The organism is Bombilactobacillus thymidiniphilus, assembly GCF_023380245.1.
GTDB classification, from domain to species: domain Bacteria; phylum Bacillota; class Bacilli; order Lactobacillales; family Lactobacillaceae; genus Bombilactobacillus; species Bombilactobacillus thymidiniphilus.
Window position 1 is genome coordinate 1,234,444 of record NZ_CP093365.1, and the last position, 14,393, is coordinate 1,248,836.

The following is a 14,393-nucleotide window of genomic DNA, read 5'->3' on the forward strand; positions in this document are numbered from 1 at the left end:
CTTCATATTATAGCTTTGAAAAATGCTATCATACAATTAATATAGAAATTAAATAAAGGAAGTTTAACCGCGTGGAATATATAACATCTGTTAAAAATAATAAAATTAAAGAGTTAAAAAAATTACTAACAACGCGTGGCCGTCGCAAAGCTCAAAAATATTTGCTTGAAGGCGAACATCTAATTAAAGAAGCTTTACAAAATAATATTTCGTTAAATGAAGTATATGTTACCACAGAATATTTAAATCGTGATCGATTGCATTTGATACGTGATTATTTCCCACAAGCGATTCAGATTACAGAAGAAGTTGCCCAAGTTATTACGGATACTGTTCATCCCCAAGGGTTGGTATCAGTTGTTGATATGCCTGAACAGCCGGACTTAGATATGAGTCAAGGTAGGTGGTTACTTTTAGATGAAGTGCAAGATCCCGGAAATGTTGGAACAATGGTGCGAACAGCTGATGCTGCAGGTTTAAAGGGAGTTGTTTTGAGCCCTGATGCGGTAGATCTTTATGCGCCCAAAGTTCAACGTGCGATGCAAGGCAGTCAATTTCACTTGCCGATACTTGTTAATGATTTAGCAGAAACTATTACTGTAATGCAACAACATGATTTAATTGTTTATGGTAGCTTAGTTGACGAAAGGGCACAGGATTATCGGCAAGTCAAGCCACAAAAGGATTGGGCATTAATCATGGGCAATGAAGCACGAGGCATGAATTCGGCATTGTTGGAAAAAGTGAACGCTAATTTATATATTCCTATTTTTGGCAAAGCAGAATCTTTGAATGTTGCAGTAGCAGCAGGTATAATTATATATGGACTTTCTAGATAAGGAAGGTAAGATATGAACAGCTTGAATTGGCAAAATGATCCTGAATATCTTCAACAAGTTGCAGACTTATTAATTTTACCGGAGATTCAACAATTACAACTTATTACTCAACATCGTTATTCTAATCGCCTAGAACATTCTTTGAGTGTTTCTTATCATAGTTTTTTGATAGGAAAAAAATTACACCTCAATGTGCGTGCCCTAGCACGTGGCGGATTACTGCATGATTTGTTTTATTATGATTGGGATAATCAAGCTTTGGATTTTAGAACACATGCTTATGTTCATTCACAAATTGCATTGGAAAATGCGCAATCATTAACAGATTTAACACCGATGGAAGCAGATATTATTAGTAAGCACATGTTTGGTGCTACGTTAGCACCGCCAAAGTATTTGGAAAGTTTATTAGTTAATTTGGTAGATGACTATTGTGCGGTCAAAGAAGCGTTCACACCAATATGGGCTGCTGTGAAACAAAAGTTACAAACTGTAATATCTTATTGAATTTTTATTATGAAACTTATAAAATAACACTAACGACTATGACAGGAAGTAGTAATACAGTAAGTTGACTTAACAGGGACAATTGGTGAGTGAGAACAATTGAAGTTAATTTGTATGAATTCGTTCTGGAGTCAACAGTATGTCGGCGTTATTCGACAATTAAGTGTAAGTAACCAGGTTACTTAAACTAGGGTGGTACCGCGAAGCTTCGTCCCTTTGAGACGAGGCTTTTTTTGTTGGTTGATATTTAAATTATTTCCAACTTTTTGGAGGAAACTATGGAATTAAAAGACTTATTAAAAGATTTGCATGAAAAGGGATTGCAACAAATTAGCGCTGTTGATCAGATTAATAAATTGAATGAAATTCGTGTTCAATTACTGGGAAAAAAAGGTCCTCTGACGCAAGCTTTACGAGGAATGAAAGATTTAAAGCCGGATGAGCGTCCAGAAATTGGCGCGTTGGCTAATGTCATTCGAGATGACTTGCAAAATAAATTGGATCAAGCTAAGCAACATTTAGAACAAGAAGCAATTCAATTACAATTACAAAAAGAAAAAATCGATGTTACCCTACCAGGAAATAAGCGTAAAGTCGGTACCAAACACGTTATTAATCAAGTGATGGATGATATTGAGTCCTTATTTATTGGTTTAGGTTATCAAGTTGTTGCTGGACCTGAGGTAGAGGAAGATCATTATAATTTTGAAATGATGAATTTGCCTAAGGATCATCCAGCACGAGATATGCAAGATACTTTTTATATTACTAAAGAAACATTGATGCGTACGCATACCTCGCCAGTACAAGCGCGTACCATGGAGCAACATGATTTTAGTAAGGGACCATTGAAAATGATTAGTCCAGGACGAGTTTATCGGCGGGATACTGATGATGCAACACACTCGCATCAATTCAATCAAATTGAAGGTTTAGTGGTCGATGAGCATATCACAATGGCTGATTTGAAGGGTACTTTGGAATTATTAGCCCAACACGTTTTTGGTTCTGATCGTGAAATTCGTTTGCGCCCTAGTTATTTTCCATTTACTGAGCCATCGGTTGAAGTGGATGTTTCTTGCTTTAATTGTAATGGTCAAGGTTGTAGCGTCTGCAAAAAAACTGGTTGGATTGAAGTTTTAGGTGCAGGTTTAGTCCATCCAAATGTTTTAGAAAATGCAGGAATTGATTCTAAAATCTATGGCGGTTTTGCTTTTGGTGTGGGACCAGATCGCTTTGCAATGCTGAAATACGGTATTAATGACATTCGTGATTTTTATTTAAATGACGTGAGATTTTTAGAACAATTTAAGGGAGAATAATTAATGAAAATTTCAATGAAATGGCTTGCTAAGTATGTAGATTTGCCAGAGTCGCCACAAAAATTAGCAGAACGAGAGACAGTTACCGGAATTGAAGTCGATGAAATTATTTATCCGGCTGAAGGTCTAAAAAACATCGTGGTTGGACAAATTTTGACGTTGGAAGCACATCCAGATTCTGATCATCTGAATATTTGTCAAGTAGCTATAGGTGAACAACAGCCGTATCAAATTGTTTGTGGTGCCCCCAATGTTGCCGAAGGGCAAAAAGTTATTGTTGCTTTACCAGGTGCGCGAATTGTCAATAACCAAAAAATCAAAAAAAGCAAGATGCGTGGTGTTGAATCTAGAGGGATGCTCTGTTCACTTCAAGAAATTGGGTTCAATGAAAATGTAGTGCCAGATGAATTTAAAGATGGTATTTATGTTTTTCCAGAAAATGAGACAATTACAGTGGGAGAATCAGTTTTCCCTTATTTGGGCATGGATGATACGATTTTAAACTTTGACGCGACACCTAACCGTGCTGATGTCTTAGGAATGCGTGGTGCAGCTTGGGAAGTAGCTTCTATGTATGATCAAAAGCCGCATTTCACGGTACCTGATGTGCCAGAAGAAACCGAAATGGCTGATTCCAAGTTTACTAATGAAGTGTTTGATAATAATTTGGCGCCGACTTATCGTAATCGGATAGTCACAAATGTTAAAGTGCAACCAAGTCCTTTGTGGTTACAGATTTATTTATGGAACAATGGTATTAAACCTATTAATAATATTGTTGATATTACTAACTATGTTCTATTAGATTATGGTCAACCTTTGCATGCTTACGATTTTGACAAGTTAGGATCTAAAAAATTAACTGTTCGCAATGCAGAAAATGGCGAAACTTTCAAAGCTTTGAATGATAATGAGTATGAACTGACCGATCAAGATATAGTTATTGTCAATGATGAACAAGCTGTGAGTTTGGCTGGTGTAATGGGTGGGCAATCCACTAGTATTGATGCGCAAACTAAGACTGTTGTTTTAGAGTCAGCAGTGTTTGATTCTATTAGAGTCCGCAAAACCGCACAACGTCATAATTTGCGAACAGAAGCAGCAGCTCGCTTTGAAAAAGGGATTGATGTTGCTACAACACAAGAAGCTTTAGATCAAGCAGCTCAATTGGTACAAACGCTAGCTGATGGTAAAGTATTGGCTGGTCAAGTAGTTGGCAGTCAGACCAATTTAGAGCCTACAATTGTAAAAATTACGATTGAACAAATTAATCATGCCTTGGGAACAAACATTAAACAAGAAGAGATTATTGCGATTTTTGAGCGCTTAGGATTTACAGTCCAAGTGGAAGCTGATATTTTGGTCGTTACGGTACCGTTGCGTCGTTGGGATATTTCGATTCCTGCTGATTTAATTGAAGAAGTAGTCCGGATTTACGGCTTTGATAAGTTGCCTAGCACCTTACCAGTCAGCACACAAACTGTCGGTGGTTATACAACGCAACAACAATTTTTGCGCAACGGTAAGACCTTTTTGCGATCATTAGGATATGACGAAGCGATTAGTTATGCGTTAACGACTGAGGAAAAAGCGCAAGCCTTTACTGTAGAGCAGTCTACATTGACTAAGGTAGATTGGCCGATGACTCGCGATCATGAATATTTGCGTTTGAATCTGGTTAGTGGTTTATTAGATGATTTAGCTTATAATGTAGCTCGTAAACAAACTAATGTTGCTTTGTTTGAACAAGGTCGCGTGTTTGTTAAAAGCCAATCTAGTGCGGTGCGACCGACAGAAGTAGAAATGTTAGCAGGAGCTATCACGGGTACCGTGCAAGAGCAAACTTGGGAAACAAAAGCGCGCTTAGTTAATTTTTACGATGTTAAAGGTGATGTCGAACAATTAATTAACAGTTTCAATAAACAAGGTAGAATTTCTTACCAAGCAACTACTTCTATTACTCAGCTTCATCCAGGACAAAGCGCGTTAATTATGATGGATGATCAATGTATTGGTTTTATTGGCACGGTGCATCCTGTTTATGCCCAACAATTGAAATTACCTGTTACAATAGTGTTTCAGTTGAATTTAGATAAAATTATGGCATTAACTGATCAATCCCAAATTTATGTTCCTGCTTCTAAATTTCCATCTATTACGCGTGACGTTGCAATTTTAGTTCCAAAAAATGTTACTAATGAAGCAATTGATGATACTATTAGACAAGCAGCTGGCAAGTATTTAACTGATATTAAATTATTCGACATTTATGTTGGTACAGGGGTTCCTGCAAAGTATAAGTCTATGGCTTATAGTTTAACCTTCCAAAACAAACAAGAAACTTTAACTGATGCGGTTGTTAATCAACATTTTACGAAAGTGCAAACAGCTTTACAAAACATTTTAGGGGCAAAAATCAGATAAAGTTTATTCACAATGCTAAAATTTGTGTATAATTAACCATTGAAATTAACATTTGGAGGACCCATTTGTGGCTAATTCAGACAAGCAAAATGATTCCAGTTTGCAAAAGAAAAAAGAGCGTGACTCTGAGCGCCGGGTTGTCAATAGTATTGTATATTGGATTGTAGGAATTTTAGCAATTTTAATTTTAACGCTTGGTATTTTAGGTTATAATTACGTGCAAGAATCACTGCAACCTTACAATAGTAAAGATAATCAAGAAGTGGAAATTAAAATTCCGGTTGGTTCATCCAATAAAGAAATTGCTTCTAAATTACAGGATAAGAAGATTATTCATAGTGCAATGGTCTTTAATTATTATGTTAAATCGCATAATTATACTGATTTTCAAGCAGGCTATTACTCCTTTAAACCATCAATGACTTTAACTCAAATTGTCGCCAGGTTGCAAAAAGGTGGTAGTTCTGAACGAGTAGGTCAGCCAACACAAAATGTTATTGTGCGCGAAGGAGTTACTGTTGATCAGATTGGTACCGAAGTTGCTAAGAAAACGCCTTATTCCAAAAAGCAATTTTTAGCTTTGATGAAGAATAGAGATTTCTTGGAACATTTGCAGAAGAAATATCCACAGTTATTGGATTCTAGCATGGCTTCTAAAGATGTTCGTTATCATTTGGAAGGTTATTTATTCCCAGCGACGTATCCTTATTACAACGGGATGTCTTTGAAACAAATAGTCAGCGAAATGGTGTCTAAGGCTAACCAAGAATTATCACCATATTATGGACAAATCAAAAATGAAGATTTAACCGTTCAGCATATGTTGACTTTGGCTTCTTTGATTGAACGTGAAGGTGTTACAGACCAGGATCGTCGAAAGATTTCAGGGGTCTTCTTTAATCGAATTGCTGCTGATATGCCATTACAATCTGATATTTCAGTTATGTACGCTTTAAATACGCATAAACACAGTTTGACAAATAAAGATACGAGCGTAAAATCGCCGTATAACCTTTATAAAAATAAAGGTTACGGACCAGGACCATTTAATTCACCAAGTTTGAGCTCTATTCAAGCTGTCTTGAATCCAAGTGATCAAGATAAGGGTTATCTGTATTTTGTTGCTAACTTGAAGACCGGAAAAGTTTATTATTCCACCTCATACTCGCAGCATTTAACAACTAATTCGAAAATTGGTCAATAAAATCGTGGACTGACTCAGTTGTCAGTCCCTTTTGATAAGGAGAACAAATTTGCAAGCTTCAAATACTAATAAACCATTGATTATTGGTGTCAGTGGTGGTTCCGGTAGTGGTAAGACAACAATCGCCAATAAATTGATTATGGAATTACAAGATGAATCTATTGCTTTAATTCAAATGGATTCATATTACAAGAAATTAGATCTGCCTTATGAACAACGGAAAAAGCAAAATTTTGATCATCCGTTATCTTTTGATACAGATCTACTGGTAGAAGATTTAAATAAATTGAAGCATTTGCAAAGTATTGAAGTGCCTATTTATGATTTTGTGGATAGTAATCGAACTGAGCAAACTAAACATCAAGAACCAACTGATGTTATTTTGTTAGAGGGAATTTTAACTTTGTATGATAAGCGACTACGTGATTTAATGGATATTAAAGTGTTCGTGGATACGGATGATGATATTCGCTTGATTAGACGCATTAGTCGTGATGTAGAAGAACGTGGCTACACTTTAGAAACGGTTTTTTCACAGTATTTAGATCATGTGCGTCCTATGTATCAGCAGTTTATTGAACCAACGAAGCGCTTTGCTAATTTGATTGTTCCTGAAGGTGGATCGAATAAAGTAGCGATTGATTTATTGACTACCAAAATTAAATATTTAATACAAGAAAAAAGAAATACTAACTAATTTTACTAATGGGGTGAAAAAATGGCTGAACAAAGATATCCAATGACTGCAGAAGGTAAGCAAAAATTAGAACAAGAATTAGAAGATTTAAAATTGAAAAAGCGACCAGAAATTATTGAGCGGATTAAGATTGCACGTAGTTTTGGTGATTTATCCGAAAATTCGGAATATTCTTCGGCTAAAGATGAACAAAGTGTAGTAGAGTCACGTATTTCAGAAATTAAAACAATGCTCCAGTATGCTGATGTTGTGGACGTGAGCCAAGTTGATGCTAATGAAGTAGCAGTGGGTAAAACTGTCACTTTCCAAGAAGCTGACGAAGATCCTGAGACTTATCAGATTGTCGGTGCTGCTGAATCGGATCCTTTACATGGCAAAATAAGCAATGAATCTCCCATTGCTCAATCTTTGTTGGGGCAAAAAGTTGGTGCTGAAGTTGAAATTATGACTCCTGGTGGCTCTTTTATGGTAACTATTACAGCGGTAAATAATTAATTGTCTTTCAACATAGTAGTGGTGTATGCTTTAAAGTGGGGGTGCATAGCAATGAAATTTATGGTTAGTGATGCTGCACAAAAATGGTACCAAGATAATTTGGAGCTAGAAAAAGGTGATGGATTACATTTTTATGGCAAGGTTTATGGTAAAACTAATGTCCATGATGGTTTTTCGTTAGCTTTTATCAAAGAGAAACCGCACAATCCTTATTATGTTAAACAAATAGATGGTATTAATTATTTCTTTAGTGATAATGACATTTGGTTTTTTAGCGGATATGATTTGCAGATTGATTATGATCCTGCAATAGATAGTCCCAAATATACTTTTATTGAGGAAGATTAAGCAGTTTGCGATAATGTTTGTTTTGCAAGCTGCTTTTTTTGCTATAATAACTTAGTAAACTTTAACTAGGAGAATTTGCTCGTGAAATTTATGCACCGTTTTAATAAGGCTAAAACTACACAATCTATTTTGCCGTTTCGTTTAAATGTTTTATTGATTTTAGTCTTTGGCTTGTTTGCACTTTTGATAGGACAATTAGCATATTTGCAACTTTTAAATGGGAGTAAGTTTCAAGCGGAAGTGGATCGTTCTGATAAAACCGTGATTAGTGGTAATGTTCCACGTGGCTTGGTTTACGATTCCAAGGGACGTTTGATCGTGGGTAATGATCCTAGCAGTGCAATAACTTATACACGTAGTGGATCAGTAAAAACTAGTGATATGTATCAAATTGCTAATCGCTTACAAAAATTTGTTTATCTAGATGATGGTAATTTAACTAAACGTGATAAAGCTGATTATTATTTGGCTGACAGCAAGCATTATAAGAAGATTCAAGCTCTAATTACTAAGGGAATGTCAGATGACGAAGTACAGTCGATTGCGCAAAGTGATTTGTACAATCGAGCTGTAAAATATGTATCTAATCATATAAATTTAGATTTGACTCCTGCCCAAGAGCAAGCGGCGCTTATTTTCCAAAAAATGAGTTCTGCTTCGCAATATTCAACGGTTTATATTAAAAGTTATCATGCTACACCTAAAGAAGTTGCGGAGGTTAGTGAACATCAAATCGAATTGCCTGGCGTTCAAGCTGGTGTAGATTCTCAGCGCTCTTATCCAATGGGTGATTCCATGAGTAGTATTATTGGTAAAGTTTCTACTGAAAAACAAGGTTTGCCTGATGATCGCGTTAATCAATTATTAGCTGAAGGCTATTCGCGCGATGATCGTGTCGGGACTAGTTATTTAGAACAAGAATATGAGCCAATATTAAAGGGCAGCAAATCTCAAACTCAAATTTCTGTGGGACCTAATAATAAATTAACGGATTCAATTTTGAAGTATAAGGGCTCACAAGGTAGTAATCTTAATCTAACCATCGATTCACAATATCAAAAAGCAGTTGATAGTGCGGTGAAACAAACCTTTTCCTCGGCTCAAGCAGCAGGTGTTGCTCAATATTCTGATGGAGCCTATGCAGTCGCAATAAATCCTAAAACTGGTGCTATTTTAGCAATGTCTGGTGTTCATTATGATCCTACAACTGGAAAAACCACAGACGATGCACTTGGTGTCATTAACCGTACATTTGTTATGGGTTCGGCTGTTAAAGGTGCTACTGTATTGGGGGGGTTGATGTCGGGCGCAATTTCACCAGAAAATAATGTTTTATCTGACGAACCAATTTATTTACCGAGTACGCCAGTTAAAAAATCTGTTTATCCTAACGGTACTTTTGGTGCATTAGGTGCCACACAAGCCTTGGAAGTATCTTCGAATATTTATATGATGCGTTTAACAATGCGTGAAGGTAATGCTAAATATACTCCTAATAAGTATATTCATATTGATCAAGATATTTTCAAAAAAATGCGAGCTAATTTCAACCAATTTGGTTTAGGTGTTAAAACCGGTATTGACTTACCTGGAGAGTCCAGTGGTATTGAAGGTCCGACCATGAGTGATGGTATGGTAAAAGTGGGTTCAGCTCTGGATGAGTCCTACGGTAACTATGATGCTTATACGTTAATGCAAATGGGGCAATACGTTTCGACTATTGCTAATGGTGGATATCGCATGAAGCCATATATTGTCCAATCAATCCAAAAATCTAAAAATGATGGTACCTTGGGAGCTATCGTTAATATTACACAGCCCCAAGTTTTGAATCGGGTAGGATTTGACTCTAGTCAATTGAATGTTGTTAAAACTGGATTTTATAATGTGGTGCACGGCACTGGTGCTTGGACAACTGCTAAAGATTTGGCAGATGTTTCGCCATCAATGGCTGGTAAAACAGGTACCGCACAATCATTTTATTATGATCCTAAGCATCCAGACAATCCTAATCCTCCATCAACGATTACTTTAAGTATGGTTGGCTATGCTCCGGCTAATAATCCACAAATTGCCGTAGCCGTTGTATTGCCTAATTTGAGCACAGAAAAGGGTAATTATAATTTAAACTTAGTTAAAAATATGATGAATGCCTATTTTGGTAATTCACAATCAGATTCTGAATAAAATGCTGGAAAAATTAACTTGGAAATGTTAACATAAGGAAGTTGTCTAGCAAAATTTGTAAAGGAGTTTATAGATTATGCGCGTAAATATTACTTTAGAATGTACAGAGTGTCATGAACGTAACTATTTAACTAGCAAAAATAAACGTAATAATCCAGATCGCTTAGAGTTAAAGAAATATTGCCCTCGGGAAAGAAAAGCAACGTTACATCGTGAAACTAAATAAAAAACAACAGGATGATTCCTGTTGTTTTTTATTAAAATGAATTGGAAGCGATTGATTGTTAGCAAAATCATATATTAGAAAAGAACAGCCAAAGAAAATAGCCGCTTGGTTGAAACAAAATACTGAATCATTGTCAAAGTTATATGATAAATTATTTATGTGTACGGCATTTCAAATGGCAAATACAATTGCCACTACGATCAGCATGGAACACGAGTTATCTACTAAACCAATTATCCAGCGTGCTCGGCAAATGTCAAAGCAAGTTTATGTGCCTCAGACATTAGCCAACAACCAAATGCAGTTTCGTTTGTTCAATCAAGAGACAGTTTTAAAACCTACGCAATTTGGTGTTTTGGAACCTAACAATGGTGAAATATTGGCACAAGGAGCGGATTTAACTATTGTGCCAGCGTTGGCGGTGTCTTTGGATCATAATCAGCGAATTGGTTTTGGTGCTGGTTACTATGACCGTTATTTAGCCAAAGTCACAACAATGAGTATTTCTTTAGCAATGTCACCGATTTTATTTTCTGAGACTGTTTGGCAAGTAGATGACCATGATCAGCCCATCAATCAAATTATTTATTAATGTGAGGACAATATGAACTGGCAAAAAATAAAGAACTATCCTATTGCTACTTATGGTTTACTGATTATTCAAGTATTGGTATTTTTATGGGAGCAAACGCATGGTGGTAGTTATAATACGCAAACACTAATACAAGCTGGTGCTAAAGTTGATAGTTTCATCATTGCTGGTCAATGGTGGCGCTTGATCACGCCAATTTTCGTACATATTGGCTGGATGCATATATTGCTTAATTCCTTAACTTTATATTTTGTCGGTATCCATTTAGAATTAATGTATGGTAAAATGCGCTTTTTAATATTATATTTATTAAGTGGCATTGGCGGCAATCTAATGAGTTTTGCTTTGGGCAATCCAGAAACTATTTCAGCTGGTGCTAGCACTTCATTATTTGGCTTGTTTGGCGTTTACGTCGCTTTAGGTATTGTTTTCCGGGGTAACAGTGGTGTTAAACAATGGTCAAATCAGTTTTTAGTTTTGATTTTCTTAAATTTGGTCACTGATCTTTTTGCTGGCAATATTGATATTTGGGGACACGTTGGTGGTGCATTGAGCGGTGTTTTATTGGGAATTGTGATTAGTTTGCCACAAGTTAAAGAAAAATTTATCTGGCGTTTTATCAGTACTTTATTATTGCTATTAGGCTGGATTCTATTTTATTTTATGGGGGTCAATTAATTTATGCGTGAAACGAATATTAAGACCTTATATGATGTGCAGCAATTGTTAAAAAAGTTTGGTATTTATGTTCATTTAGGTAAACGACTTTGGGATATCGAATTAATGGCGCTAGAATTGGATCGCTTATATCAAGAAAAAGTGATTGATCAAGCTAATTTCATTACGTGTAAGTTGGTTTTAACTAGAGAACATAATTATGAAGAAAAACAAGCGGGGAATTATTGATGTCAAAAAAGTTATTAGGAATTGATTTGGGTGGTACAACTATTAAATTTGCTATTGTGACTACCAAAGGTCAAATAACTAAGCAGTGGAGTATCAAAACCAATATTTTAGATGCTGGTAATTGTATTATCCCTGACATGATTGAGTCGATAACTGAGCATCTCAAGTTGGAACGACTGACGACCACTGATTTTTTAGGTATTGGAATTGGTACTCCTGGAAGTGTCAATTATAAAGAAGGTACAGTTAATAATGCCTTTAACTTAAATTGGGATCATCAAGTCAATATCAAGACTGAATTAGAGGCACAATTAAAAATGCCCGTTTTGATAGAAAATGATGCTAATGTGGCAGCTTTAGGCGAACAATGGCAAGGGGCTGGTGAAAATAGCTCCAATATGGCATTCGTTACTTTAGGGACTGGTGTTGGCGGCGGCATCATTATTAATGACCAGATTGTTCATGGCATTGGTGGTGCTGCGGGAGAAATTGGACATATGATAATTGATCCACAGGGTTATCTATGTACTTGTGGTAAGAAAGGTTGTCTAGAAACAATTGCTTCTGCCAGAGGGATTGTACACTTGAGTTATGATTTAGCAGAACGTTATGCAGCTTCTTCAGCACTAAAAGACTTAATTGCCGAAGGTCAAGATATTTCAGCCAAAAATGTTTTGGATTTAGCTAAAGAAAATGACGAATTAGCTTTACAAATTTTACAGATAGTAAGTGACAATTTAGGACAAGCTTTGGCTAATATCTCAGTGACTATTAATCCAGAATATATTATCATTGGTGGTGGAGTATCCAATGCTGGAACTTTTTTGTTGGATAAAGTTCAACAGGCTTATGATAAATATGTATTTGCAGGTGTGCGTAATACGACACGTTTGCGCCTAGCAACTTTAGGCAATAGCGCAGGAGTTTTGGGTGCAGCTTCATTGGTAGTTATTAACCAATAATAATTTTGTGAGGTGTAACGAGTGTCATTTTTAAGTGCTTTAATTTTTGTTATTTTGATTGTTGTCATTTACTACGGTGGTTCTTGGCTTTATTATCGTTTGCGGGCTAAACAATTAGGCGGAGCCTTAGACAATGAAGTTTTTGAAGAGACGATGCGTAAAGCGCAGTTAATTGATTTGCGCGAGAAAAAATATTTTGATAGTGGTCATATTTTGGGTGCTCGAGATATGCCTTATACACAGTTTAAAATGTGGGTACCTGAATTACGCAAAGATTTACCAGTTTATTTATATGAACAAGGCAGTACTTTAAGTGTGCGGGCTGCTTTGAAAATGAAAAAACGTGGTTTTACTGATGTTAAATGGTTAAAAAAAGGATTTAACGAGTGGAATGGTAAAACTAAAAAGACAACTAAATTATAGTATAAGCAACTAATAATGACCTAAGAAGATTGACTTCTTAGGTCATTATTGCTTTAATCAATAATTGATGGATTGAGCTGAATGAGCTTTACGATTGGCTTTTTTACGATTTTCTGCAATGCGATTGTCTTGCTTTTTAATTGGTTTGATTGTTTTTTGGCGGTACATTAATGCTGAACCGACTGCTGCGCCGGCAGTTACAATAGCGCCAACTACAATACCAGAAATCATTCCAGATTTACTTGTCATAAGCTTTACCTCTCTTTCTACTTACCTTAATTATTCATAAATTAAGGTGTAATTTCAACTAAAATCACCTTGAAATCAGAAAGGAAATTATTTGAAAAAAGCAGTTGTCATTGTAGGACCTACCGCTGTAGGTAAAACCGACCTCAGTATTAGATTAGCTAAAAAATATCATGGCGAAATTATTTCCGGTGATTCGATGCAAGTCTATCGTAAATTGGATATTGGAACTGCCAAAATTTTACCCGATGAGATGCAAGGTATCAGACACCATTTGTTAGATACTTTGGATGTCACGCAAGCGCATACCGTCCATGATTTTCAACAAGAAGCTAATTCTTTGATTGAAGACATTTATCAACGGCAACATTTACCGTTAATTGTTGGTGGTACTGGTTTTTATATTAATGCGTTAATTAGTAATTTGAATTTAGGTGGTGATCAAATTGCTGAGCAATCACATGCAGTTAGAGAGCGTTATGAAAATTTAGCGAAAAAGCAGGGTAATCAAGTCTTATGGCATTTGTTGGCGCAAAAAGATCCGCAAGCTGCTAACAATATTCCCGTAGCTAACACACGCCGGTTGATTCGTGCTTTGGAAGTATTGGATTTAACTGGATCATCATTTAGCAAGCAAAAAAAGCTAACTTCACCATATGAATTTTTGGTAATTGGTTTGAATACGCAACGTAAATTGTTATATCAACGAATTAATCAACGTGTTGATTGGATGATGCAACAAGGCTTGGAACAAGAAGCAGCATGGTTGTACCAAAATGCGCCAAGTAGTCAAGCAAGCCAAGCAATTGGCTATAAAGAATTTTTTACTTATTTAGCCGGAGATGCTACCAAGGAGCAGGCTATTGAACTAGTCAAACGTAATTCACGGCGTTTTGCTAAGCGCCAATTGACCTATTTTCGTAATCAAATGACTGTTCAATGGTACGATATTTTACAAAATCCAGCGCAAATTAAATTGATTGAACAAGTTATTCAGAAATTTTGGGAGGAATAA

The 14,393-nt window shown here is 36.0% G+C and carries 17 protein-coding genes and 1 other annotated feature; of the genes, 16 read left to right on the plus strand and 1 reads right to left on the minus strand.

Features of this window, described 5'->3' with window-relative positions; genetic code table 11:
- Positions 1-71: 71 nt before the first annotated feature.
- The 15 genes from MOO47_RS06265 to MOO47_RS06335 all read left to right on the plus strand — a co-directional run bounded on the left by MOO47_RS06265 (position 72) and on the right by MOO47_RS06335 (position 13,132).
- On the plus strand, positions 72-839 hold the full coding sequence (locus tag MOO47_RS06265) for a TrmH family RNA methyltransferase (RefSeq protein WP_249512603.1): 768 nt from the start codon (positions 72-74) through the stop codon (positions 837-839).
- Positions 840-851: 12 nt separating this feature from the next.
- Positions 852-1,346, plus strand: a complete 495-nt coding sequence (locus MOO47_RS06270) for an HD domain-containing protein (protein WP_249512604.1) — start codon at positions 852-854, stop codon at positions 1,344-1,346.
- A 29-nt stretch (positions 1,347-1,375) separates the two neighbouring features.
- Positions 1,376-1,565, plus strand: a binding site (T-box leader).
- 59 nt (positions 1,566-1,624) lie between these two features.
- The gene (gene pheS / locus MOO47_RS06275; protein WP_249512605.1) at positions 1,625-2,668 is read left to right on the plus strand and encodes a phenylalanine--tRNA ligase subunit alpha; all 1,044 of its coding nucleotides are present in this window, start codon (positions 1,625-1,627) and stop codon (positions 2,666-2,668) included.
- A gap of 3 nt (positions 2,669-2,671) precedes the next feature.
- A complete protein-coding gene (gene pheT / locus MOO47_RS06280) occupies positions 2,672-5,092 on the plus strand; it encodes a phenylalanine--tRNA ligase subunit beta (protein ID WP_249512606.1) in 2,421 nt (806 codons plus the stop codon).
- 67 nt (positions 5,093-5,159) lie between these two features.
- Positions 5,160-6,296 carry an endolytic transglycosylase MltG gene (gene mltG / locus MOO47_RS06285; RefSeq protein WP_249512607.1) on the plus strand — a complete coding sequence of 379 codons (1,137 nt, stop codon included), beginning with the start codon at positions 5,160-5,162 and terminating at the stop codon, positions 6,294-6,296.
- 49 nt (positions 6,297-6,345) lie between these two features.
- Entirely contained in the window at positions 6,346-6,993 is a 648-nt protein-coding gene (gene udk, locus MOO47_RS06290; RefSeq protein WP_249512608.1) for a uridine kinase, read from the plus strand.
- A 21-nt stretch (positions 6,994-7,014) separates the two neighbouring features.
- Positions 7,015-7,488 carry a transcription elongation factor GreA gene (gene greA / locus MOO47_RS06295; RefSeq protein ID WP_249512609.1) on the plus strand — a complete coding sequence of 158 codons (474 nt, stop codon included), beginning with the start codon at positions 7,015-7,017 and terminating at the stop codon, positions 7,486-7,488.
- A gap of 51 nt (positions 7,489-7,539) precedes the next feature.
- Complete coding sequence (locus MOO47_RS06300; RefSeq protein ID WP_249512610.1) at positions 7,540-7,836, plus strand: HesB/YadR/YfhF family protein; 297 nt, start codon at positions 7,540-7,542, stop codon at positions 7,834-7,836.
- Positions 7,837-7,926: 90 nt separating this feature from the next.
- On the plus strand, positions 7,927-10,023 hold the full coding sequence (locus MOO47_RS06305) for a peptidoglycan D,D-transpeptidase FtsI family protein (protein ID WP_249513557.1): 2,097 nt from the start codon (positions 7,927-7,929) through the stop codon (positions 10,021-10,023).
- A 76-nt stretch (positions 10,024-10,099) separates the two neighbouring features.
- Positions 10,100-10,249, plus strand: coding sequence for a 50S ribosomal protein L33 (gene rpmG, locus MOO47_RS06310; RefSeq protein ID WP_249512611.1), 150 nt, complete (start codon positions 10,100-10,102; stop codon positions 10,247-10,249).
- A 55-nt stretch (positions 10,250-10,304) separates the two neighbouring features.
- Positions 10,305-10,841 carry a 5-formyltetrahydrofolate cyclo-ligase gene (locus MOO47_RS06315; protein WP_249512612.1) on the plus strand — a complete coding sequence of 179 codons (537 nt, stop codon included), beginning with the start codon at positions 10,305-10,307 and terminating at the stop codon, positions 10,839-10,841.
- 12 nt (positions 10,842-10,853) lie between these two features.
- A complete protein-coding gene (locus MOO47_RS06320; protein ID WP_249512613.1) occupies positions 10,854-11,519 on the plus strand; it encodes a rhomboid family intramembrane serine protease in 666 nt (221 codons plus the stop codon).
- A gap of 18 nt (positions 11,520-11,537) precedes the next feature.
- Positions 11,538-11,747: a YqgQ family protein gene (locus tag MOO47_RS06325; RefSeq protein WP_249513558.1), complete on the plus strand. Its 210-nt coding sequence runs from the start codon at positions 11,538-11,540 to the stop codon at positions 11,745-11,747.
- On the plus strand, positions 11,747-12,709 hold the full coding sequence (locus MOO47_RS06330) for an ROK family glucokinase (RefSeq protein ID WP_249512614.1): 963 nt from the start codon (positions 11,747-11,749) through the stop codon (positions 12,707-12,709). Before MOO47_RS06325 ends, MOO47_RS06330 begins: the two co-directional genes overlap by 1 nt.
- 21 nt (positions 12,710-12,730) lie before the next feature.
- Positions 12,731-13,132 carry a rhodanese-like domain-containing protein gene (locus MOO47_RS06335; RefSeq protein ID WP_249512615.1) on the plus strand — a complete coding sequence of 134 codons (402 nt, stop codon included), beginning with the start codon at positions 12,731-12,733 and terminating at the stop codon, positions 13,130-13,132.
- A gap of 57 nt (positions 13,133-13,189) precedes the next feature.
- Here the strand turns inward: MOO47_RS06335 and MOO47_RS06340 are convergent, their stop codons facing one another.
- Entirely contained in the window at positions 13,190-13,381 is a 192-nt protein-coding gene (locus MOO47_RS06340; protein ID WP_249512616.1) for a DUF3042 family protein, read from the minus strand.
- A gap of 91 nt (positions 13,382-13,472) precedes the next feature.
- Between MOO47_RS06340 and miaA the strand changes: the two genes are divergently transcribed.
- Positions 13,473-14,393, plus strand: a complete 921-nt coding sequence (gene miaA, locus MOO47_RS06345; RefSeq protein WP_249512617.1) for a tRNA (adenosine(37)-N6)-dimethylallyltransferase MiaA — start codon at positions 13,473-13,475, stop codon at positions 14,391-14,393.

Coding starts and splice junctions, on each gene's coding strand:
- MOO47_RS06330 (WP_249512614.1), top strand. CDS start 11,747: ATGTCAAAAAAGTTATTAGGAATTGATTTGGGTGGTACAACTATTAAA.
- greA (WP_249512609.1), top strand. CDS start 7,015: ATGGCTGAACAAAGATATCCAATGACTGCAGAAGGTAAGCAAAAATTA.
- rpmG (WP_249512611.1), top strand. CDS start 10,100: ATGCGCGTAAATATTACTTTAGAATGTACAGAGTGTCATGAACGTAAC.
- MOO47_RS06270 (WP_249512604.1), top strand. CDS start 852: ATGAACAGCTTGAATTGGCAAAATGATCCTGAATATCTTCAACAAGTT.
- MOO47_RS06320 (WP_249512613.1), top strand. CDS start 10,854: ATGAACTGGCAAAAAATAAAGAACTATCCTATTGCTACTTATGGTTTA.
- pheT (WP_249512606.1), top strand. CDS start 2,672: ATGAAAATTTCAATGAAATGGCTTGCTAAGTATGTAGATTTGCCAGAG.
- MOO47_RS06340 (WP_249512616.1), bottom strand. CDS start 13,381: ATGACAAGTAAATCTGGAATGATTTCTGGTATTGTAGTTGGCGCTATT.
- MOO47_RS06300 (WP_249512610.1), top strand. CDS start 7,540: ATGAAATTTATGGTTAGTGATGCTGCACAAAAATGGTACCAAGATAAT.
- pheS (WP_249512605.1), top strand. CDS start 1,625: ATGGAATTAAAAGACTTATTAAAAGATTTGCATGAAAAGGGATTGCAA.
- MOO47_RS06305 (WP_249513557.1), top strand. CDS start 7,927: ATGCACCGTTTTAATAAGGCTAAAACTACACAATCTATTTTGCCGTTT.